The sequence below is a fragment of the Streptomyces sp. NBC_01446 genome, assembly GCF_026340095.1.
GTDB lineage: Bacteria > Actinomycetota > Actinomycetes > Streptomycetales > Streptomycetaceae > Streptomyces > Streptomyces aureus.
Genome location: NZ_JAPEPO010000001.1, coordinates 2,185,516 through 2,206,935, shown reverse-complemented (window position 1 = coordinate 2,206,935; position 21,420 = coordinate 2,185,516). Strand labels below are relative to the sequence as shown.

22 protein-coding genes are annotated in these 21,420 nt (G+C 72.3%); 11 read left to right on the top strand and 11 right to left on the bottom strand.

Annotation, left to right across the window (positions count from 1 at the left end; translation table 11 throughout):
- Positions 1-8 precede the first annotated feature (8 nt).
- Complete coding sequence (locus OG456_RS09795) at positions 9-1,415, top strand: HAMP domain-containing sensor histidine kinase (protein ID WP_266559251.1); 1,407 nt, start codon at positions 9-11, stop codon at positions 1,413-1,415.
- Between the two features lie 17 nt (positions 1,416-1,432).
- Here OG456_RS09795 and OG456_RS09790 read toward each other — a convergent pair whose 3' ends face one another.
- Positions 1,433-2,428 carry a TAXI family TRAP transporter solute-binding subunit gene (locus OG456_RS09790; protein WP_266559249.1) on the bottom strand — a complete coding sequence of 332 codons (996 nt, stop codon included), beginning with the start codon at positions 2,426-2,428 and terminating at the stop codon, positions 1,433-1,435.
- Between the two features lie 147 nt (positions 2,429-2,575).
- Here OG456_RS09790 and OG456_RS09785 point away from each other — a divergent pair, with 147 nt between their 5' ends.
- Complete coding sequence (locus OG456_RS09785; protein ID WP_266559247.1) at positions 2,576-3,034, top strand: nuclear transport factor 2 family protein; 459 nt, start codon at positions 2,576-2,578, stop codon at positions 3,032-3,034.
- Positions 3,035-3,147: 113 nt separating this feature from the next.
- Here the strand turns inward: OG456_RS09785 and OG456_RS09780 are convergent, their stop codons facing one another.
- From OG456_RS09780 to OG456_RS09765, 4 genes are all read right to left on the bottom strand, one after another.
- Positions 3,148-3,297 (bottom strand): hypothetical protein, encoded by a 150-nt coding sequence (locus OG456_RS09780; protein ID WP_266559245.1) that lies wholly within the window; start codon positions 3,295-3,297, stop codon positions 3,148-3,150.
- Between the two features lie 120 nt (positions 3,298-3,417).
- Positions 3,418-4,350: an MBL fold metallo-hydrolase gene (locus tag OG456_RS09775; RefSeq protein ID WP_266559243.1), complete on the bottom strand. Its 933-nt coding sequence runs from the start codon at positions 4,348-4,350 to the stop codon at positions 3,418-3,420.
- The gene (locus OG456_RS09770; protein ID WP_266559241.1) at positions 4,347-4,919 is read right to left on the bottom strand and encodes a flavin reductase family protein; all 573 of its coding nucleotides are present in this window, start codon (positions 4,917-4,919) and stop codon (positions 4,347-4,349) included. Before OG456_RS09770 ends, OG456_RS09775 begins: the two co-directional genes overlap by 4 nt.
- A 71-nt stretch (positions 4,920-4,990) precedes the next feature.
- Positions 4,991-5,776 carry an SDR family NAD(P)-dependent oxidoreductase gene (locus tag OG456_RS09765; protein ID WP_266559239.1) on the bottom strand — a complete coding sequence of 262 codons (786 nt, stop codon included), beginning with the start codon at positions 5,774-5,776 and terminating at the stop codon, positions 4,991-4,993.
- A gap of 206 nt (positions 5,777-5,982) precedes the next feature.
- Between OG456_RS09765 and OG456_RS09760 the strand changes: the two genes are divergently transcribed.
- The 3 genes from OG456_RS09760 to OG456_RS09750 all read left to right on the top strand — a co-directional run bounded on the left by OG456_RS09760 (position 5,983) and on the right by OG456_RS09750 (position 9,043).
- Entirely contained in the window at positions 5,983-6,474 is a 492-nt protein-coding gene (locus OG456_RS09760) for an SRPBCC family protein (protein WP_266559237.1), read from the top strand.
- Positions 6,471-7,619 carry a hydrolase gene (locus tag OG456_RS09755; protein ID WP_266559235.1) on the top strand — a complete coding sequence of 383 codons (1,149 nt, stop codon included), beginning with the start codon at positions 6,471-6,473 and terminating at the stop codon, positions 7,617-7,619. The genes OG456_RS09760 and OG456_RS09755 overlap by 4 nt, the downstream gene beginning before the upstream one ends.
- 158 nt (positions 7,620-7,777) lie before the next feature.
- A complete protein-coding gene (locus tag OG456_RS09750) occupies positions 7,778-9,043 on the top strand; it encodes a cytochrome P450 (protein WP_266559233.1) in 1,266 nt (421 codons plus the stop codon).
- Positions 9,044-9,133: 90 nt separating this feature from the next.
- Here OG456_RS09750 and OG456_RS09745 read toward each other — a convergent pair whose 3' ends face one another.
- From OG456_RS09745 to OG456_RS09735, 3 genes are read right to left on the bottom strand one after another with little or no spacing between them, the layout of a single operon-like run.
- Positions 9,134-9,709 carry a hypothetical protein gene (locus OG456_RS09745; RefSeq protein ID WP_266559232.1) on the bottom strand — a complete coding sequence of 192 codons (576 nt, stop codon included), beginning with the start codon at positions 9,707-9,709 and terminating at the stop codon, positions 9,134-9,136.
- The gene (locus OG456_RS09740; protein ID WP_266559230.1) at positions 9,702-11,018 is read right to left on the bottom strand and encodes an NAD(P)/FAD-dependent oxidoreductase; all 1,317 of its coding nucleotides are present in this window, start codon (positions 11,016-11,018) and stop codon (positions 9,702-9,704) included. Before OG456_RS09740 ends, OG456_RS09745 begins: the two co-directional genes overlap by 8 nt.
- Complete coding sequence (locus OG456_RS09735; RefSeq protein WP_266559229.1) at positions 11,018-11,341, bottom strand: 2Fe-2S iron-sulfur cluster-binding protein; 324 nt, start codon at positions 11,339-11,341, stop codon at positions 11,018-11,020. The genes OG456_RS09740 and OG456_RS09735 overlap by 1 nt, the downstream gene beginning before the upstream one ends.
- A gap of 158 nt (positions 11,342-11,499) precedes the next feature.
- Between OG456_RS09735 and OG456_RS09730 the strand changes: the two genes are divergently transcribed.
- From OG456_RS09730 to OG456_RS09720, 3 genes are read left to right on the top strand one after another with little or no spacing between them, the layout of a single operon-like run.
- Complete coding sequence (locus OG456_RS09730; RefSeq protein WP_266559228.1) at positions 11,500-12,993, top strand: MFS transporter; 1,494 nt, start codon at positions 11,500-11,502, stop codon at positions 12,991-12,993.
- A gap of 22 nt (positions 12,994-13,015) precedes the next feature.
- Entirely contained in the window at positions 13,016-14,443 is a 1,428-nt protein-coding gene (locus OG456_RS09725; protein WP_266559226.1) for an alpha/beta fold hydrolase, read from the top strand.
- Between the two features lie 47 nt (positions 14,444-14,490).
- On the top strand, positions 14,491-15,720 hold the full coding sequence (locus tag OG456_RS09720) for a cytochrome P450 (RefSeq protein ID WP_266569132.1): 1,230 nt from the start codon (positions 14,491-14,493) through the stop codon (positions 15,718-15,720).
- 68 nt (positions 15,721-15,788) lie between these two features.
- Here OG456_RS09720 and OG456_RS09715 read toward each other — a convergent pair whose 3' ends face one another.
- The 3 genes from OG456_RS09715 to OG456_RS09705 are packed head-to-tail and all read right to left on the bottom strand — an operon-like array spanning position 15,789 to position 18,707.
- Positions 15,789-16,334 (bottom strand): VOC family protein, encoded by a 546-nt coding sequence (locus OG456_RS09715; protein ID WP_266559224.1) that lies wholly within the window; start codon positions 16,332-16,334, stop codon positions 15,789-15,791.
- A 38-nt stretch (positions 16,335-16,372) separates the two neighbouring features.
- Positions 16,373-17,146 carry an SDR family NAD(P)-dependent oxidoreductase gene (locus tag OG456_RS09710; RefSeq protein WP_266559222.1) on the bottom strand — a complete coding sequence of 258 codons (774 nt, stop codon included), beginning with the start codon at positions 17,144-17,146 and terminating at the stop codon, positions 16,373-16,375.
- A gap of 46 nt (positions 17,147-17,192) precedes the next feature.
- A complete protein-coding gene (locus OG456_RS09705) occupies positions 17,193-18,707 on the bottom strand; it encodes an amino acid adenylation domain-containing protein (RefSeq protein WP_266559220.1) in 1,515 nt (504 codons plus the stop codon).
- A gap of 205 nt (positions 18,708-18,912) precedes the next feature.
- Here OG456_RS09705 and OG456_RS09700 point away from each other — a divergent pair, with 205 nt between their 5' ends.
- The 3 genes from OG456_RS09700 to OG456_RS09690 all read left to right on the top strand — a co-directional run bounded on the left by OG456_RS09700 (position 18,913) and on the right by OG456_RS09690 (position 21,408).
- Positions 18,913-19,761 (top strand): SDR family oxidoreductase, encoded by an 849-nt coding sequence (locus OG456_RS09700; protein ID WP_266559218.1) that lies wholly within the window; start codon positions 18,913-18,915, stop codon positions 19,759-19,761.
- Between the two features lie 151 nt (positions 19,762-19,912).
- The gene (locus OG456_RS09695; protein ID WP_266559216.1) at positions 19,913-21,115 is read left to right on the top strand and encodes an NAD(P)/FAD-dependent oxidoreductase; all 1,203 of its coding nucleotides are present in this window, start codon (positions 19,913-19,915) and stop codon (positions 21,113-21,115) included.
- A 65-nt stretch (positions 21,116-21,180) separates the two neighbouring features.
- Complete coding sequence (locus OG456_RS09690; protein WP_266559214.1) at positions 21,181-21,408, top strand: acyl carrier protein; 228 nt, start codon at positions 21,181-21,183, stop codon at positions 21,406-21,408.
- Positions 21,409-21,420: the final 12 nt, after the last annotated feature.

Below are 21,420 nucleotides of genomic sequence, written 5' to 3'. Positions count from 1 at the left end.
GGCCGCGGGTGCGCGCTCGCCTCCTGCCGCTGCTCATCGTCCTCATGGCGGGCGTGCTGCTCGCGCTCGGCTTCCCGCTCGCCGTGAGCGTGGCGGCCGCCCAGCAGCAGAAGGTCGTCGTCGACCGCATCGACGACACGGCACGCTTTGCCGCGCTGGCCCAGTTCGTCACCAAGCGCTCGACGGGTTCCCGCGTACGCGTCACGGACGAGCGCCAGCAGACCCTGCAGAACGAACTCACCCGCTACTACGAGGTGTACGGGATCCGCGCGGGCGTCTTCTACCGCAACAGCGACCCCATGGGGCGCGCCCCGGACGGCTGGCAGCTGCCCCACGACGGAGCCGTGCGCGAGGCTTTCGACGAGGCCCTGTTCTCGCGCGGCAGCCACGACCCCCGGCAGGTGTGGCCCTGGCAGCGCGGCCGGCTCGTCGTCGCGTCACCGGTCATCAGCGACGGTGACGTCGTCGCGGTCGTCGTCACCGACTCGCCCACCGGCAAGATGCGTTCCAAGACGCTCCAGGGATGGCTGTTCATCGCGGCGGGCGAGGCGGCCGCGATGCTCCTGGCCGTCGGCGCCGCGCTGCGGCTGACGGGCTGGGTCCTGCGGCCCGTGCGCGTCCTCGACGCGACCACCCACGACATCGCCACCGGACGCCTGAAGTCCCGCGTCGCCTCGGCCGGCGGACCGCCGGAACTCCAGCGCCTGGCCCGGTCGTTCAACGAGATGGCCGACAACGTCGAGGACGTCCTGGAGCAGCAGCGCGCCTTCGTCGCCGACGCCTCGCACCAACTGCGCAATCCGCTCGCCGCCCTGCTCCTGCGCATCGAACTCCTGGCCTTCGAACTGCCCGAGGGGAACGAGGAGATCGCCTCGGTGCGCACGGAGGGCAAGCGGCTCGCCTCGGTCCTCGACGACCTCCTCGACCTGGCCCTCGCCGAACACACCGAGGCGGACCTGCGGCTCACGGACATCGGCGAGCTGGTGACCGAACGCGTGGGCGCCTGGCGGCCGGTCGCCGACGAGAAGGGCGTGACGCTGACCGAGGACTGCCCCGCGGTCACCGGCTGGGCGGACTCCGTGACGCTGTCGAGTGCCCTGGACGCGGTGATCGACAACGCCCTGAAGTTCACCCCCTCCGGCGAGGAGGTGAAGGTCTGCGTCGCCCGTAACGGAGAGTCCACGGAGATCGTGGTCGCGGACCGGGGTCCGGGCCTGCGCGAGGACGAACTCGCGCGGATCGGCGACCGGTTCTGGCGCAGCGCCGGACACCAGAACGTCAAGGGCTCGGGCCTCGGCCTGTCCATCTCGCGGGCGCTGCTCGCGGCGGGCGGCGGCTCCATCACGTACGCCCCTCACGAGCCGCACGGGCTGCGCGTGACGGTGGCGGTGCCCCGGACCCATCGGGAAGGCTGAGGCGGCGGGCCAGGGCCCTACGGCTTCACCGAGCGGTAGTAGCGGCGGGCGCCCTCGTGCAGCGCCAGCGGATCCGTGTAGAGCGCCGTCCGCAGGTCGACGAGCTGGGCCGCGTGCACCTGCGTGCCGATGTGGTCGCGGCTGTCTATCACCGTGCGCGTCAGCGCCTCCGTGAGGCGGGGGTCCGCACGGTCCGTGGTGACCAGCAGGTTCGCCACGGCCAGCGTGGGCACCGAGACGCCCTGCTGCGCGTCCGGATAGGCGTCCGCGGGCATCACGGCGGCCCGGTAGTAGCGGGACGCGCCGCCCTGCTTGTGCAGGGCGTCGACGAGGTTGCCGAGCTCGACGAGACGGATGGGGTAGTTCTCCGACAGCTTGCGCACATGGGTCGTCGGCAGGCCGCCCGACCAGAAGAAGGCGTCGATGTCGCCTTTCTTGAGCGCCTGGGGCATGCCGTCGATCCCCGTGGAGACCGGCTTCATGTCCTTCTCCAGGTCGAGGCCGGCGGCCTCGACCACGCGCTCCGCGATGAGCCGTACCCCGGAGCCCCTGCCGCCCACGGCGACCCGGAGGCCGCGCAGGTCCTGCACCGACCTGATCGACGACGAGCGGGGCACGACCAGCTGCACGTAGTCGTCGTACAGGCGGGCACAGCCGCGCAGCCGGTCCCCTCCGGCACCGCCCTGAAGCTTGTACTTCTCCACGGCGTCGGCGGCCGCGATCGTGAAATCGGCCTTCCCGGTGGCGACCCGCTCGACATTCTCCTGGGACCCCTCGCTGTTGGTCAGGCGCACGTCGAGGTCCGGCAGGTCGTGGCCGAGCGCGGTCTTGAGGAGGTTGCCGTAGCGCTCGTACACCCCGGTCCGCTGGCCCGTACTGATGGTCACGCTGCCCCCCGGCCTCCCGTCGTCCAGCGGCAGCAGCCACCACAGGAGCAGCCCGAGGAGCACGAGGGCGGCGGCCGAGCCCTCCAGGGCTCGGCGCCTGCTGATACGGGGGAGGGCCTTGGGCATGCGGGCGATCCTGCCATTCCACTCACCGTGCTGGCCAGGGGCGCCGGCCGGTCACCGCGAGCGCCTCTCCAGTGACGCTGCAGCCGCGCCCGGCAGGCTGATGCCGACGACGGGCGGCCGGAAGGGCCGCCGCGAAGGGAGTTCGCCATGTCTCAGTCCGTCGGGACCCTCCGCCAGCAGGTCACGGGTGACCTGTACGCCGAGGTGCAGACGTTCTACGCCCAGCAGATGCGACGGGTCGACGCCCTGGACATCGAGGGCTTCGCCGACACGTTCACCGACGACGGGGAGGTCGTCCACGCGGGCGGTCAGCGGCAGAGCGGCCGGGTGGAGATGATCGCCGGGATGCGCGCCAACCTGCCGCGCTACAAGGACATCGCCGTACGCCACTGGTTCGGCCACCTCCTCATAGAGGCCGACCCCCAGGACGGGGACACCATCCGGGTCTCTTACTACACGCTGGTCACCCAGACCGACCGCGAGGGGAAGGTCTCCTTCCAGCCGACGTTCACGGTCGACGACGTGCTCGTGCGCCGCGACGGCGGGCTGCTGACCCGCTCCCGCGTCATCCACCGCGACAGCCCCGCTGCTCCCGCGGCCTCCTGACCGGCCCGTACACGGAACCGGCCTGAACACGGAGATCCGGCACATGGCCGAGGGGCCCCTTCGAGGGGCCCCTCGGCCATGTGCCGGCCCGATGACACGTTCTGGGCGGCGGCTCAGTCGATGCTCCGGCAGATGTGGGGTTCACTCCCGTCGTCGTCGAGGTCCCCGGCCAGCAGTAGAGGTATCCGGCAGGGCACCCCGTGGAACTCCAGGTGCGTCGGGGGTGCCACATGCGTCTCGCGGTCCAGCAGAATCGTCTCCATCGACGACTCCTTTCAGTACGGCGGTTTCGTCGGTGCGGGGTCTCGGCCTCCGGTCTGTGAGTAACGGCTGTGAGGTTCCGGGCTGTGAGGTTCCGGTCTGTGAGGTTCCGGTCCGGGAGGTCAGGCGTGGCAGGTGGGCAGGGCGCCGTGGAAGGCGACCATCTCTTTGAAGGACGCCGCGACGTCGATACGGGCGCCGGGGGCCAGGCCCTCGAGTTCGGCGTACGCGCGGTGCAGGTTTCCGACCAGGCGCTCGGAGTCCAGGAGCCCGGCGAACGCGCCGAGGTCCGCGTCCCGGGCCGCCTGGAGCGGGCCCACGCCGCGCCGCAGGCCGTCCCGCGCGAGGTCCTGGAGCCAGTGGACGTAGGCCTCCGTCGCGTCGAGGAGCTCGGGGCCGCCGACCGGACCGTGCCCGGGGACGACCACGGAGGCACCGAGCGCGCGCATGCGCTCCAGGGCCCGCAGCGACCCGGTGACGGAGCCCATCAGGAGGTACGGGGTCACCCCCGACCACACCACGTCCCCGGTGAACAGCACGCCGCGCTCCGGCACCCACGCGATCACGTCGTTCGCGGTGTGGGCGGGGCCCACGTGGAGCAGCTCGGTGCGCAGGCCGCCCTCCGCGTGCAGGGTGAGCTCGTCCCGGAAGGTGAGTGTGGGCAGGGTCAGCGGGGTCTCGCCCCACTCGACGTCCGGCCACAGGTGGCGCAGGCCGAGGCCCGCCTCCTGCGTGTCGGACCGGGTGCCCGCGTGCGCAACGACGGCGGCACGCGGCGTGAACTGGCCGTTGCCGAACGTGTGGTCGCCGTGGAAGTGGGTGTTGACCACGTAGTCCGGGCCGCCCGGCACCACGCGCTCCACCTCCTCGCGCAGCCTGCGGGTGCGGGGCTCGGTCGCCGCCGTGTCGATCAGGACCGCCTGGCCGCCGCCGGCGACGAGGCCGGCGTTGTTCAGGCACCAGCCGCCTTCCGGCTGGACGAAGGCGTACACCCCGTCGGCGACCTGCCGCAGGCTGCCGGGCGCAGCCACCGAGGACGCAGTGGTCGCACTCACGCGGCCGCCTCCCTCTGCTCGGCGGACGAGGCGGACGAGCTGGACGAGGCGGGCGACAGCCGGCCGAACTTGCCCTGGTGGAACAGGAGCGGGTCCGGCTCGGACGACCCGCCGGACAGGGCGACGACCCGGCCGATCAGCAGCGTGTGGTCGCCGGCCGTGTACTCCGCGTCCAGCACGCACTCGACGTACGTCTCCGCAGCGGGCAGCACGGCGTTGCCGGTGACGCCCTCCTCGGCGGACAGACGCAGCATCGCGGCGCGGCCCTCCGGCCGGTCGGGCCGGCAGAACTCCAGCGCCAGATCCAGCTGCGCCTCGGTGAGCACGCTCACGGCGAAGCTGCCCGCCTGCGATATCCGCGGGCGCATCCGGCCGGACGCCTTGACGGAGACGAGGATCAGCATCGGGTCGAGCGAGACCGAGGTGAGGCTGTTCAGGGTCATCACGATGGTCTCGTCGCCGCTTCCCTGGGTGAGCAGGGTGACGCCCGTCGGGAATCGGCCCATCGCGGCCCGGAAGGCGGCCACGTCGGGTTCGGCGAGAGTTGCGCCGGCGGTCACAGCAGTCATGTCAGGTACTCCGTTTCTGCTCGTCGTCAGGGCCGTCGCAGGCGTCGCCGGGATCGGCGGCACCGGGGCCATCAGTAGTTGCCGAGCCCACCGCAGACGTTCATGGCCTGGGCGGTGATGGACCCGGCCGGGTCCGACGCGAGGTAGCCGACGAGCCCGGCGACCTCCTCGGGGGTGGAGTAACGGCCGAGCGGGATCTTGGCGTTGAACTTCTCCTGGATCTCCTGCTCGCTCACTCCGTAGTGGCCCGCGTAGCCCTGCCGCACGCGCTGGGCCATGGGGGTCTCGACGTAACCGGGGCAGACGGCGTTCACGGTGATGCCGGTCGCGGCGAGCTCCTTGCCGACGGCCTTGGTGAAGCCGATCACTCCGTGCTTGGAGGCGGAGTAGGGCGCGGCGAGCTCGACGCCCTGCTTGCCGCCGGTGGAGGCGATGTTGATGATCCGTCCCCAGGACCCCTCGCGCATCAGGCCCGTGCTGAGCACTTCCCGGGTGACTCGGAAGGTGCCGTTCAGGTTGGTCTCGATCACGTCGTCCCAGAGCGCGTCGGGCAGCTCCGCGGTCACCCCGCCACCGCCGCGGCCCGCGTTGTTGACGAGGATGTCGATGCGGCCGTACTCGGCCACGGCGGCGGCCACGGCCTCCTGGATCTGCGCCACGGACGTCACGTCGCACACCGTGCCGGCCACCTCGTGGCCCTGCTCGCGCTGCGCCTTGACCATGGTGCGGACGTTCTCCGCGTCCCGCGCCACACCGAACACCGCGACGCCCTGCCGGGCCAGCAGCTCGGTCACGGCCAGGCCGATCCCGCTGGTCGCCCCGGTGACGAAGGCCACTCGTCGTCCCGCGTCTGTCATCGTGCTCTCCCCATCGCTCGTGTCGATCCGGTCCACGTCGGCTCGACGGTGGGCCCGTGGCCTTGCGGGTTTCTCGCCCCCGGGTGGAGCCGCGGTGGAGGCCGGCTGTTCGAGCCGTACTCGACACGGGGCCTAGCGCGGGCCGTCAGCTTGGGTGCATTCGATGCCGTGGCCGGGCGGATACCTGGCCGGAGCGAGGAGGCCCCGTGCCCGAGCAGACGCAGACCCTGCCCGACGTCAGGAAGTCGGTGACCGTGGCGGCGACGCCCGACGAGTGCTTCAAGGTCTTCACCGAGCGCCCGGCGGACTGGTGGCCGCCGAGTCACATCCTGGTGCGCAAGGAGCGGGCCGGCCTCGCCTTCGAGGCGGGCGTCGGCGGGCGCTACTACGAGTGGGACGTGGAAGGCACCGAGATCGCCTGGGGCCGCGTGCTGGAGTGGGTGCCGGGCCGCCGCGTCGTCATGACCTGGCGGATCGACCCCAATTGGCAGTCCATTCCCACCGACGACGGCGCCAGCCAGATCGAGGTCGACTTCGAGGCCGTCGACGCGGGACACACCCGTGTCTCGCTCGCCCACGTCAAGCTGGACCGCCACGGACCCGGCGCCGAGCGGATCTTCAAGGCGCTCGACGGGCCGAGCCCCGGCGAGACGCTGGAGCGCTTCGCCCGCGCCCTCACGGACGGGTCAGGATCGTGAGCGTCGACCTCGGCGTCCTCGCCGCTCCCGACGCCGGCCCGGCGGTCCCCGCCACCGGGCTCGTCGCCGCCGCCGACGGGATACGCCTGCTCGCGACGCGCCACGCGGCGGACGCGGACACGGGCCGCAGCCTGTCCCGCGAGGTCACCGACGCGATACGGGAGGCCGGGTTCGCCCGGCACTTCGTGGCCGCGCGGTTCGGTGGCACGGAGGGCTCGTTCGCGGACCTGACGCGGGCCGTCATGTCCGTCGGCGAGGGCTGCGCCGCCTCGGCCTGGTGCGCCTCGCTCGCGGCGTACTCGGCCCGCTTCGCCTCGCACCTGCCCGAGCAGGGACACCAGGAGCTGTGGGGCGCGGGCCCCGACACGGTCGTGGCGACCGGTCTGATGCCCGCCGGGCGGGCCAGGCAGGCGGACGGCGGCTGGCGGGTCACCGGCGAGTGGGCCTACGTCAGCGCCGTCGACTTCGCCGACTGGGTGATGGTGTGTGCGGCCGTCGCGGGCGGTGAGGGACCACCGCAACTGCGCTTCTTCACCCTGCCGCGGGGCACGTACACCGTGCGCGAGACCTGGGACAGCATCGGGATGCGGGCCACCGGCAGCCACACGGTCGTCGTCGACGACGTGTTCGTACCGGAGCATCTGACCTTCGACCGCACCGACATGCTCACCGGCCGCAACGGCGCCTCGCGCGTGTCCGCGCACAACGTGCCCTTCCAGGCGGTGGGCGGCCTGACCTTCATCGCCCCCGTCGTCGGCGCCGCCACCGGCGCGCTGGCCGCCTGTACGGGATCGATCCAGGGGCGCCGGCGCAACCAGACCGCCGAACTGACGGTCGTACGTGCCTCCGGCCGGATCGACGCCGCACGCCACCTCGTCATGGAGAACGCCCAGGTCCTCGACCAGCGCCTCTTCACCCCCGAGCACATGGCGCGCAACGAGCGGAACGCCACCTTCGCCGCCGAGATCCTGCGCGAGGCCGTGGCCCTCCTCGTGGGCGCGGCCGGGACCGGCGGCCTCGGCGAGGGGCACACGCTCCAGCGCTTCTGGCGGGACATCACATCGGCGACGAGCCATGTGGCGCTGCAGTACGACACCGCCGCCCGCAAGAACTACTCCGCGGTGCTGCTCGGCCCGGAGGGCTGATCCGTACCGCACGGCGAGGGGGCGTCCGGCACCATGGACGCCCCCTTCGCCATGTGCGGCGGAGCATCTCAACTTGCTCTAGTTCAGGGCGACTTGGCCTCGATCGGCCCTCCGTACGGTGAGATCCGACCCGTAACGTCCCAAGCGGAGGATCTATCGTGACAGTCACCCAGGAGACACTCAGCCAGGAGACGGCGCCCCAGGGCGCCGGCTGCCCGGTGGCGGGCGTGTTCCCCTTCACCGGTTCCAGTTACCGTGGCCCCGCCCCGGCGTACGCCGCCCTGCGCGCCGAACAGCCGGTGGTGAAGGTGCCCACCGCGGGAGGTGTGGACGCCTGGCTGATCACCCGTTACGAGGATGTGCGGCGGCTCTCCGCCGACCCCCGGCTCAGCCGGGCCCAGGCCTGCGGCGAAGGGGCCCCCCGCGTGGGCGGCACGATGCACACGACGCCGGAGATGATCATCTCGCTCGACGCGCCGGAGCACTCCCGGCTGCGGAAGCTGGTGGCCGGCGCGTTCACCATGCGGCGGGTCGAGCGGATGCGGGACAACGTCCAGAAGGTCACCGACGAACTCCTCGACGACATGGCGGCCAAGGACGGGGTCGTGGACCTCGTGCAGCAGCTCGCGGTGCCGCTCCCGCTGACCGTCATCGGGGAGCTCCTGGGCGTACCGCCCCAGGACCTGCGGGAGTTCGAGCAGTGGGCGCGCGCCTTCGCCACGGTCGACGACCGGGCCGGCGGCGAGGAGTCGCTGCACGCGCTCGGCAAGCTCAGCGAGTACATCGTCGGGCTCGTCGCCGAGAAGCGCGCCAACCCCGCCGACGACATGCTGTCCGAGCTGATCGCGGCCCGCGACGACAACGACCGGCTCAGCGAGCCCGAGCTGGTCACCTTCGGCTTCACGCTGATCGGCGCCGGCTTCGACACCACCGCCAACCAGCTGGCCAACTCCGTCCTGGCCCTCCTCGTGGACCACCAGGACCAGTGGCGTCACCTCGTCGAGGACCGCTCCCGGATCCCGAGGGCCGTCGAGGAACTCCTGCGCCACGTCAACCTGTTCGCGACCGACACCTCCGGATTCCCGCGTATCGCGGCCGAGGACATCGAGGTCGGCGGCGTGACCATACCCAAGGGCGACGCCGTGCTCCTCTCGCTCGCGTCGGCCAACCGGGACGCGGACGTCTTCCCCGACCCGGACCGGCTCGACCTGGCCCGCGAGCGCAACCCGCACATCTCCTTCGGCCACGGCATGCACTACTGCCTCGGCAAGCACCTCGGCCGGATGGAGATGGAGATCGCCATCGACGGCCTCGTGCGGCGCTTCCCGGACCTGCGGCTCGCGGTCCCCGAGAGCGAACTGCCGTGGCACGAGGGCGAGATCAACCACACGCTCACCAGCCTGCCGGTCGTCCGCGGCGCCTGATCCCGTACGCGGGACGCACCTACGGGAAAGGTCCCGGTCCCCCTCGGGGGACCGGGACCTTTCCCGTGTGACGTGCTCGGCGGGCGTACGTCAGGCCGTCGGAGCCGAGGAGACCCACGTGGCCGTGGAGTCGACGTCGATCGGACCGATCGGGGCGGCGCCGGGCGTTTCGGTGACGAAGGCGTACGCGACCGTGTTGAACGTCTTCCCCGTTATCCGGCCCAGGTGCACGGCCTCGACGGTGCCGGGGATGGCGCCGCCCTCGGACGCGCCCTGGTGCGTGATGTAGAACGAGATGGTGCCGTCCGCCTTCTGGTTCCAGTAGCCCTTGGCGACGTACAGCGGCGCACCGGTCGAGTCCGGCGGGCCCTGGGCCGACAGCTTGTGGTCCGGGTTGAAGGTGAAGCGCGGAGTCGTCACCGAGGTGCCGCCGTCAGGGGTGTGGACCGTCACCGTGAGGTCCCACACGCCGACGAGCGAGACGTTCGCGCCGGGACGGGCGGCGTCGCCCTCCGCGGCCGCGGCCGAGGCGACACCGAAGCCGGCCAGCACGGCGAGCACGGCCAGCCAGACGCCGATGGTCCGCAGCGTGAACGGATGCTTCGACCGGGACGGCTCGGGAGCGGTGAGAGTCGTGCCCTCGGGCGCCGACGTGGTTTCAGGCATGGATGGACAGCCTTTCCTGAGTGGTTGAACGGGATGGTGACGGTGTGGGGGAGGTGGGGGAGTTCTGGGACCCGGCGGGCGTGCGGGGGAGCTTCTTGAGGTCGAAGCCCGGCTCCCGGGCCGCCGCCGGTGGTAGGTCGGTGCCGTGGGTGAGCAGCCGGCGCGCGATGCCGTGGTCCGCCGGACGGTTCACGGACTCGACGCCGATCAGCCGGCCGCCTCGGAAGCACAGGACGGAGAACCGCCCGTCCTCCGGATCGCCGACGGTCACGGTCTCGTCGTGCCCGGCCGTGAGCCCGGCCATCTGCAGCCGCATCGCGAACTGCTCGGACCAGAACCACGGCACGGCGGTGTACGCGTACGGCTCGCCGCATATCCCGGCGGCCGCGCAGCGCGCCTGGTCGGTGGCGTTCTGGACGGACTCCAGGCGGAGGTGGCGCCCCGCGTGCGGGCTCGGGAAACGGGCGCAGTCACCGACCGCGTAGATGTCCGGGTCCTCGGTCCGCAGCAGCTCGTCCACGACGATGCCGTCGCCGACGACCAGGTCGGCGGTGAGTGCGAGGTCCGTGTTGGGCAGGACCCCGACACCGACCACGACGAGGTCGGCGGCGATCCGCTCGCCGTCCCCGAGCTCCATGACCTGGACCCGGCCCTCCGCGTCGCCGTACAGCGCGGACACCTCGCGGCCGAGCAGCACCCGTACGCCCTGCGCGCGGTGGCCGTCGACGACGTGGGCCGACATCTGCGGGGTCAGCGCGCGGGCCAGTGCCCTCGGCTGCGCCTCGACGACGGTCACCTCGTGGCCGAGGCCGCGCGCGGTGGCCGCCACTTCGAGACCGATGAACCCGGCGCCGACCACGACGACACTCCGCGGCGGCCCGCTGAGCCGCAGCCGCAGGTCCTCCGCGTCGGCCAGGCCGCGCAGCGTCAGGACGCCGGTGAGCGAGGCGCCGGGCACGGGAAGCGTGCGCGGGCGGCAGCCGGTCGCGAGGACCAGCGCGCCGTACGGCAGCCGCAGGCCCGACTCGAGCAGGACGGTGCGGCGCTCCCGGTCGAGCGAGGCGACCTTGTCCCCGGACAGCAGCTCGATGTCCTGCGCGGCGTAGAACGACGCCGGGCGCAGCGCGATGTCACCGGCCGGCACGTTTCCGGCGAGATAGCCCTTGGACAGCGGCGGGCGGTCGCAGGGCCCGGCCGGTTCGTCGCCGATGAGCGTGATCCGGCCCTCGTAACCGCGGCCGCGCAGGGCCGCCGCCGTCTCCAGGCCCGCCTGGCCCGCGCCGACGACGACCACCGACTGCGACGCCATCAGCTCTGCGCCTCGGGCAGGTGGACGAGCAGCCCGTCGAGGGCGTCGGAGACCGGCAGCTGGCAGCTCAGCCTGCTGAACTCGGTGCGCTCGCACGCCGTGCCGTACAGCACGTCGTCCTCGACGGAGTCCATCTCGGGCAGCGGCGCCGTGTTCTCGGGGTCGACGTACACATGGCAGGTGCCGCACTGGGCGGAGCCGCCGCACTGGGCCTCGATGCCGTCGACGTTGTTCAGCTTCGCCGCGCGCATGACCGTGTTGGGCGCCTCGACGTCGAGGATGGTGACGGTGCCGTTCGGATGCTTGTAGGTGATCTTGGCCATGGCGAGCTCTCCTAGTGGAATATCGGCCATCCGTGCGGTGGTTCCGCACGGACTGTGGCGAGCGGCCCTGCAATCGCGGTGGAGGAACTCTCGATCGCCTGTGCGGACTCGACCGTGTCGCTACCGCTGGTCGATCGGTCCGGCGCAGCGTGCCCGCCATGACAGTCACCGATCGGACCCCCAACACGGCCGCCGGACGCGGCGGGGGCGGCGCGGGCCACCGGCTCTCCCTCGTCCTGGCCGCCTGCTGCCTGGGCCAGTTCATGAACGTGCTGGACGCGTCGGTGGTGAACGTGGCCCTGCCCGTCATCGCCGCCGACCTGCGTTTCACCCAGCACAACCTGCAACTCGTGAACAACGCCTACACGGTGGTCGTCTGCGGCTTCCTGCTGCTCGGCGGGCGCCTCGCGGACCTTTTCGGCCAGCGCCGCATCTTCCTGTGCGGCGTCGGCCTGTTCACCCTCGCCAGCCTCGTCGGAGGCGCCGCCGACGCCCCGGTGACCCTGGTCCTCGCCCGCGCCTTCCAGGGCCTCGGCGCCGCCGTCATGGCCCCCGCCACCCTGACCGTGCTCGGCACGACGTTCACCGAACCGGCCGCCCGCGCCCGGGCGTTCGGCTGGTGGAGCGCGGTCTCCGGGGCCGCGGGCGCCATCGGCGTACTGGCCGGCGGCGTCATCATCGAATGGTTCTCGTGGCGCTGGATCTTCCTCGTCAACGTGCCCATCGGGATCGTGCTGCTCGCCACCGTCCGCTGGGTCGTCCCCGAGACCCGCCCCCGCAGGGCCGGCGCCGGGGGCAGCGGTCTCGACGTGCCCGGCGCCGTCACCGTCACCCTCGGCCTGATGGCCGCCGTCTACGGCGTCTCCCAGTACGCCACGCACGGCTGGGGGTCGCCGCGCGTCTTCGGCCCGCTCCTCGCCGGGGCGCTGCTGCTCGCCGCGTTCCTGATGATCCAGGCCCGGTTCGCCCGGCACCCCCTGGTGCCGCTCGGCATCTTCCGCAACCGCTCGGTCGCCGCCGCGAACCTGGTGGCCTTCTTCGGCATCGCCGCCCTCTTCAGCACCTTCTACTTCTTCACCCTCGTCCTCCAACAGGTCCTCGGCTACAGCCCGTTGCGCACCGGCCTCAGCTACCTCCCGCTCTCGGTCGGCATGGCGCTCGGCGGCTGGGGGATCGCGCCGCTCGTGCCGAGGACGGGCCCGCGCCCGATCCTGCTCGGCGGCCTCACCCTCGCCGCCGGAGCCCTGTTCTGGCTGTCCGCCGCGGACGCGGGCTCGAGCTACCTGACCGACGTGCTCGGGCCCTGCGTCCTCCTCGGCTCGGGCATGGGCGCCGTCCTCAACGCCACGACGAACGCCGCCACCGCGGGCCTCGCCCCGCACCAGGCGGGCCTGGCCTCCGGGCTCCTCAACACCACCCGCCAACTCGGCAGCGCCGTCGGCCTGGTGACCCTCGCCGGCCTGTCGGCGGCCCGAATCGACGCACGCACCGGGGCAGGCGCGAGCCTCGCCGACGCGCGCGCCGCCGGGTACGGCCTGGCCCTCACCGGGGCCGCCGTGTTCGCCGTCGCGGGCCTCGTCGCCGCGCTCTTCGTCCCGGTCCGGAAGCAGTCCAGTACCCCTCGAGGCGACACCGAGAAGGTTGCCGCCTGACGAGAACGGAGGTTTCGCGGTGGTGAGCACGTTCCACACACAGCGGCCGGCCTGGTCGCCCGCACCCGACACGGACCACGTCGAACACGCGACGATCGAGGTCCCCCGCGACTACGCCGAACCCGACGGCGAGAAGATCACCCTCGCCCTGACCCGCCGCCGCGCCACCGACCCGGCCCGGCGGCGCGGCATCCTACTGGCCGTCAACGGCGGCCCCGGCGGCGACTGGGGACGCGGCCGCGACCTGCCCGCCGCCTATGCCGACACCCCCCTCCAGGAGGTGTACGACCTCATCGGCTTCGACCCGCGCGGCATCGGCGAGTCGACCAACCTGTACGCCGAAGTGACCGTCCCCAAGGCCCCCTTCGACTCCCGCCCCCCGGACGACGCCTTCGCGGCGCTCGCCGAGGACATGCGGCTGCGCGAGGAGGCCTGCGCCCGCGCCGGCGGCGACCTGCGCCCGCACATCAGCACCCGCAACACCGCCCGCGACATGGACGTGATCCGCGCGGTGCTCGGCGAGGAGAAGATCAACTTCGTCGGGTACGCGTACGGGGCCTACGTCGGCGCCGTCTACGGCAGCCTCTTCCCGGCCGCCCTCGACCGCCTCGTCCTCGACTCCTGCGTGGGCCCCGAGTGGACCTGGCGTGAACAGTTCCTCCAGCAGGGCGACGCCGTCCAGCGCAACGTCGACCTGTGGGCGCGCTGGGCCGGTGAGCGGCACGGCACCTTCGGCGCGGGCCGCACGCCCGACCAGGTGCTCAGCACCGTCGAGGAAGCGGTCACGGCCCTGGAGGCGCTTGAGGAGGACGGGGTGCGGCTGCGGACCCTGTTCGACGGGGCCGTCGGCAACCGCGCCGCCGACCGGGGCCAGTGGGAGACGCTGGGCACCCTGGTGTCCGTGCTGCACCGCGCCGCGGGTGCCGGCGACCGTGACGCCTGCCGTGAACTGCTCGCCGAACAGGGCACCTGGCGCCCCGCCGACAGCGAGGGCGACCTGCGCGTCGGCGTCCTCGAAGCCATCACCCTGGAACACGCCTGGCCCGCCGACCTGGAGGTCTACTACCAGGACATGCGGGAGTTCCGGAAGCGGTTCCCGTACGGCTACGGCGTCCTTCGCGCCCAGCCGTGGGTGGGCGCGTTCCGCGCGTTCGAGGCCCCGGAGGAGCCCGTCGACCTCACCCGCGACGGCTACCCGGTGGGCCTGATCGTGCAGGCCGACGGCGACCCCATGGACCACTACGACGGCGGCGTGGCCATGGCCGAACGCCTCGGCCACCACCTGCTGACCGTCGAGGACTCGGGCGAGCACGAGGTGTACGTCCTCGGCGGCAACCCGCACGTGGACACCGTCGTCCACGCCTACCTCGTCGACGGCACCCTGCCCCCCGCCCGCTCCGCCTGCCCGGGCCGCACCCCGCGCCCGGACGTACCCGCCGACGCCGCCTGAGACCGGCGTCGCCCAACCGCGCCCACTGTGGAGGTGCTGTCTTGAACGTGACCGAAGAGGTCCAGGAGACACAGGTGTTCCCCCTCGCCGGTTCGTCCTACCGCTGCCCCGCTCCGCAGTACGCGCGGCTGCGGGCCGAGGCGCCCGTCGTACGCGTGCGTACGGAAGGCGGCGTGGACGCCTGGCTGGTGACCGCGTACGACGAGGCCAGGGAAGCGCTCGCGGACCCCCGCCTCAGCCGTGCCGAGACCGTGAAGCCGGGGGCGCCCCGGATCGGCGGGGCGATGACCTCGACGCCCGACATGATCATCTCGATGGACGGTGACGAGCACGCGCGGCTGCGCAGGCTCGCCGCCGGGGCGTTCACCGCGCGCCGCATCGAGCAGATGCGGCCGGGCATCCAGCGGATCGCCGACGACCTGCTCGACCCGCTCGCCATGGCCACCTCGTCCGGTCCCGTCGACCTCGTCGAGCGGTTCACCGTGCCGATGCCGCTCACCGTCATCGGCAACCTGCTGGGCGTTCCTATGGAGGTGCTGTGGCTCTTCGCCGCGCACGCGCGGGACTTTGTCACGGTGGACGACCAGGGGGAGGACTCCGACTCGGTCAACGGCCTGGCGAAGCTGACCGAGTCCATGGTCGACGTCGTCGCGCAGAAGCGCGCCCACCCCGCCGAGGACCTGCTGTCCGACCTGATCGCTGCCCGCGACAGCGGTGACCGGCTCAGCGAGCAGGAGTTGGTGACGTTCGCCTTCACCCTCATCGGGGCCGGCTTCGACACCACGGCCAACCAGCTGGCCAGTTCGGTGCTCGCGCTCATCGCGCACCACCGCGACCAGTGGAACTGGCTCGCCGAGGACCGCACGCGCATCCCGCGCGCCGTCGAGGAACTGCTGCGCCACGTCAACCTGTTCTCCACCGACTCGGCCGGCAACCCGCGTATCGCCGCGGAGGACCTGGAGCTCGGCGGGGTCAGGATCGCCAAGGGGGACGCGGTCGTGATCGCGATCTCGGCGGCCAACCGGGACGGACGCGTGTTCCCCGACCCGGACCGCCTCGACCTCGCCCGCACCCCCAACCCGCACCTGTCCTTCGGTCACGGCATGCACCTGTGCCTGGGCAAGCAACTGACCCGCATGGAGCTGGAGGTCGCGATCGACGGCCTCGTCCGGCGCTTCCCCGACCTGTCCCTCGCGGTGCCGGAGAGCGAGATCCCCTGGCACCTGGGCGGCATCAACCACGCCCTTGAGACCCTGCCTGTGACCCTGCGCCCCTGACCGGCGGCCCGGACAGCGAAGTGCCCCCGCCTTCGGGCGGGGGCACTTCGCTGTCCGATGAGAGGGGGTCAGCCGATGGGCGCGTCCTGCTGCACCGCCGCCGGGTCCGCCCCCGCGATCCACGCGTCCATGGACGGCTTCATGAGCTTGTTCAGGAGCTCGATCCTGATGCCGCCGAGGCCGCGGTGGTAGACCCACATCAGCTTGCCGTCGGCCTCGAAGTCGTTGGAGGCCTCCACGGCGAACCCGAGCGCGTCGAGCGCCGCCGACATCTCCACGATGCGCTCGTCCTCGGCCCAATACCCGACGTGGTGCGCGCCGTTGCTGCCGTCGGACACCCACACCGTCCCCGGTATGGCCTCGACGAGTTCGAGCCGCGGCTCGTCGACGGACAGCGCGAAGCGCTGCGAGGCGTGCGTGAGGGCGCCGTCTGCCGCGCGCGCCGTGACCTCCAGCTCCATCACGGTCGTCCAGCGGTAGCCCGCCAGTTCGCTGAGCGTCTTCATCGCCAGGTCCAGGTCCTCCACCACCAGACCGGTGTGGAACAGGGCCTGAGGATCGAGGACCGGGGCCGCCGCCGGCCCGTCGTCGTGCCGGTCGGTGGTCTGCGGCATGGGTGTGCCGTCCTTTCTTCTGCGGTTCGGTACGGGGGTCAGACCTGGCGGGCCCGCACGAGGTCGGCGCCGCCGTCCATCGTGAGGATCTGGCCCGTCATCCACGCGCTGCTCGGCGCCGCGAGCAGCGTGATCCACTGCGAGACGTCCTCGGGTACTCCGGTCACGCCCAGGGGCACGGACTTGGCCGCCTGGGCGAAGAGTTCGTCGACCTGCTCCGTGGACATGCCGTGGCTCTCGTAGACCTCGGTACGCACCCAGCCCGGAGCCACCGCGTTGACGCGGATGCCCTTCGGGGCGAGTTCGAGGGCCCAGGAGCGCGTGAAGGTGTTCACGGCGGCCTTGCTGGCCGCGTAGACCGAGGCCATCGGCGTCGGGTTGTGCCCGGCGGGGCTCGTGACGAACACGATGCTGCCGCCCGGTGAACGCAGGCTCGGCAGCAGCCGGTTGGTGAGGATGACGGTGCCCAGGACGTTGATGTCGAAAAGGTCGCGTGCGGTGTCCGGGTCGATCTCACCGGCGGCGCCGATGGTGTGCACACCGGCGTTGTGCACCAGCACGTCGAGGGTGCCGCCCATCGCGTCGACCGCCTCGGCGACCGTGTCCGCACCCTCCCGGGTGCTGACGTCGGCCGTCACCGGGACGAGGGCGGGGTGCAGTTCCGCCGCCTGGGCGAGCCGGTCGGCGCGGCGCCCGGTGATGATCACGCCGGCGGCGCCCTGCTTGGCGAAGTCGAGGGCGGTGGCCAGGCCGATGCCAGTGGCACCGCCCGTGACCACGACGTACTGGTTTGTGAACGGCTGGATGGTCATGCTCCGTCCCTTCGGGGCGAGTTGGGCTTATCGGGATGGTTGGGCGTCAGACGTAGATGGACCTGGACGTCCAGTCGGGTGCGGGCAGCGCCTTGCGGTCGGTCTTGCCATTGCCGGTGATGGGCAGTTCGGCCAGGGATACGAAGGCGGCCGGGATCATGTGCTCGGGCACGCGCTCGCGCAGGTAGGACCGCAGGGCGCGCCGGTCGAGCGCGTCGCCGGCCGGCACCACCCACGCCACGAGACGGCGGTCCGCGAGATGGCTCTCGCGGACCCCGACGGCGGCGCTGCGCACCTGCGGATGGCCGGCGAGGGTGCTCTCCAGCTCACCGGGCTCGATGCGGAAGCCGCGCAGCTTGAACTGGTCGTCGCCCCGCCCCAGGAACTCGATGACGCCGTCCGGGCGCCGCCTGGCCAGGTCGCCGCTGCGGTAGAAGCGGCCCGCCGAACTGTCCCAGGGAGCCGTGACGAAGGCCTTCTCCGTGAGGTCCGGGCGCTGCCAGTAGCCCCGGGACACCCCGGCGCCGCCGATCCACAGCTCGCCCGCCTCGCCGTCGGGCAGGGGCCGCCCGTCGTCCCCGACGATGCGGATGTCGACGTTCTGCAGCGGGGTGCCGATCGGGACGGACTGGCCGAGGTCCTCGTGCGCGCCGATGCGGTGGCAGACGGCGAACGTGGTGGTCTCGGTGGGCCCGTAGCCGTTGACGACCGCGCAGCCGGGCACCGCCGCACGCAGCTCGTCGATGTGCGGCACGGACAGCACGTCACCCCCCGCGAGCACCGCGCGCAGCCCCGCGAACGCCTTCACGTCCACGTCGATCTGCCGGTGGAAGAGCGCGGCGGTCAGCCAGAGCACGGTGATGCCCTCGCCGTGCAGCAGCGCGCCGAGCTCCTCGGCCGGGACCTGCTGCGGTGGAGCGAGCACGAGCCGGGCGCCGTTGAGCAGCGCGCCCCAGATCTCGAACGTGGCGGCGTCGAAGGCGACGGGGGCCAGCTGCAGGATGCGGTCGTCCGGGCCGAGGTCGACGTAGTTGGGCTCCGTGACGAGGTTGGTGATGTTGCGGTGCTCGACCATCACGGCCTTCGGCCGGCCCGTGGACCCCGAGGTGTACATCAGGTACGCGAGGTCGTCCGGCCGGACGATGTACGTCTCCGGGGGCGCCGCGGCGTCCGGCGCGGGGCGGGCGGCGACGTGCAGCACCGGCACCCCGTACGGGGCGAAGCGGTCCGCGTCGTCCGGCTCGCACAGCACGGCGCGCACCCCGGAGTCGGCGAAGACCTCGGCGACCCGCTGCGCGGGATCCGTGAGGCCGATCGGCACGAACGCGGCGCCCGCGCCGAGGACGCCGAGCAGCGCGGCGATCAGCTCCGGCGAGCGGTCCAGGCAGACGGCGATCCGGTCGCCGGGCAACGCGCCTGCCCCGTCGGTGAGTTGGTGCGTCACCTGGCGGGCCCAGCGGTCGAGCCCGGCGTAGCTGAGGCGGTCGTCACCGGCGCAGACCGCCACGGTGTCGGGGGCGTCGGCGACCCGACGGCGAAACGCTGCGACTACCGATGTCATCGGCCTGTCTCCTCTCGAAGTCCCGGGGCGGCAGGGTGCTCCGGCGGGCTCGACTGCGAGTGGACCCGGACGTATGCGCACTCGGATCGAGTCAGGCACGAGTCCCGCACGGTTGACTGAACTGCCGGCTCCGCTTAGGGCCGACGGGTACCTCGTCGGCCTCCCCACCGTCCGGACCGGCACAGCACTCGACGGGAGTACTTTCGTGACCATCCTTGTAACCGGTGCACGCGGCAACATCGGACGCCGCGTCCTGGACCGCCTGCACAGCGCGGGACACCGACACCCCCTGCGCGCATCGAGCCGCACACCTGAGGAGTTGAGCGTTCCGGCCGGTGTGGGCGCCGTCCAGCTCGACCTGAACCGTCCCGCCACCTTCGACGCCGCGCTGAGCGGCGTGGACAAGGCGTTCCTCTACGCCGAGTCCGAGGGAGCCAAGGAACTGTTCGCGGCCGCCGCACGCGCCGGTGTCCGGCAGGTCGTCCTGCTGTCCTCCTCCACGGTCTCCGGCCCCCAGGCCGACTCCGACCCGCTGGCGGCCCACCACGCGGCGGTCGAGTCCGCCCTCGAGGCGTCCGGGGTGCCGGGCACCGTCCTGCGACCAGGCGCCTTCGCGAGCAACGCGTTCGGCTGGAGCCACGCCATCAGCGGCGGACAGCCCGTACGGATCCCCTTCCCCGGCGCCCACACCGCGCCGATCCACGAGGACGACATCGCCGACGTCGCCGTCGCCGTGCTCGAGGACGACGCGTACCTCGGCCGGACCGTCGAACTCACCGGCCCGCGCTCCCTCACGTTCCGCGAGCAGCTCGGCATCCTCGGCGGGCTCCTCGGACACGAGATCCCGGTCCACGAACTGACGCGGGACCAGGCCGTCGAGGAGATGGGGCGGTTCGTGCCCGCGCCCATCCTCACCTCGCTCCTCGACCAGTGGGCCGCCGCCGTGGACCGGCCCGCCACGGTCGCCGACGCCGAGCGGGTCACGGGCCGGCCCGCCCGGACCTTCGAGCAGTGGGCCAAGGAGAACCAGGGCGGATTCACCGCCCGGGACTGAGCGCACGGAAGCCGGGCCGGGACGGTCGAGCGGGTCTCAAGAACAGGCTGCCAAGGTGCCCTCAGATTGCCCCGAACCCCGGTGGGCCGGGCGGCACACCGCCCGGCCCACCGCCGAACCGAGGGGCATGTCCGTGACTTGGAGGTCCGGAATGTACGACGTCATCGTGGTGGGGGCTCGCGTCGCGGGTGCCGCCTCCGCACTGCTCCTGGCGCGGGCGGGCCATCGGGTGCTGCTCGTCGACCGGGCGCGGTTCCCCAGCGACACACTGTCCACGCACTACATCCATCAGCCCGGCATCGCGCGGCTCGACCGCTGGGGCATCCTCGACGCCGTCCGTGCGACCGGCTGCCCGGCGCTCGACCGGACGATCTACCAGGTCGGCGACGACGTCCGCCTCGACGGCGGCACGGTGCCCCACGAGGGCCAGTCCGCCGCCTACGCGCCGCGCCGCTACCTGCTCGACCAGATCCTGGTCGACGCCGCGGTGGCCGCCGGAGCCGAGTTCAGGGACGGCTGCTCGGTGTCCGGGCTCGTCTTCGACGGCGACCGCGTGGTGGGCGTTAAGTGCCGCTCCGCGGAAGGCAAGCCGGTCGAGGAGCGGGCCCGCCTCGTCGTCGGAGCCGACGGGATGCGCTCCGCCGTGGCGCGCGCCGTCGACGCCCCCTTCACCGTGCAGGACCCCCTGATGTCCTGCATCTACTTCACGTACTGGCAGGGCATCAAGTCGCAGTTCGAGCTCTACGAGCGGCCCGGGCGCTGGATCGGCGCGATCCCCACGAACGACGACGCCACCCTGATCGCCGCCTACTTCCCGCAGTCCGAGTTCGACCAGGTGCGCGGCGACGCCCTCGACAACTACCTGGGCAACATCCGCGACACCGCCCCCGACCTGTACGAGCGCGCCATGGACGGCGGCGAGCGCGTCGAGCGGCTGCGCGGCACCGGCGACCAGCAGAACTTCTTCCGGGCCCCGAGCGGCCCCGGCTGGGCCCTGGTCGGCGACGCCGCCCACCACAAGGACTCGATCACGGCGCGCGGCATCAGCGACGCCTTCCTCCAGGCCGACCTGCTGGCCGACTCGGTCGCCGGCGTCCTGGACGACCCGGACCGGCTCGCACAGGGACTGAGCCGGTACTCGGAACAGCTGCAGGACGACCTCTTCGAGGGCTACCGCAACACCCTGTTCGTGAGCCGCCTGGAGGTCACCCCCGACCGGCTCGCCATGCTCCGCATGATCCAGCACTCCCCGGACCTGACGGAGCGTTACTTCGCGGTGGCCGCCGGCGGCATGTCCGTCGACGAGCTGTACGACGAGGAGCTGCACGACCGGCTCGCGGCGGAGGCGGCATGACACCCGCCGAGTCCCCGGCGCACGACCGACCCGACACCCAGACGCGGAAGACCACGGAGGCCCCGATGACCGTAACCCAGTGGGAGAACGAGCTGTGCCTGCTGTTCGGCGAGGTGCTCGGCATGCCGGACGTGGCCGCGGACGACAGCTTCTTCGACCTGGGCGGGCACTCGCTGCTCGCGTCCAAGCTGACCCGGCGCGTGCAGGAGGCGTTCGGCGTCAAGGTCCCGGTGCGCCGCATCTACCAGGTGCCCACCCCCGCCACCCTCGCCGCGTACCTCCACGCGGCCTGAAGGAGACACTCA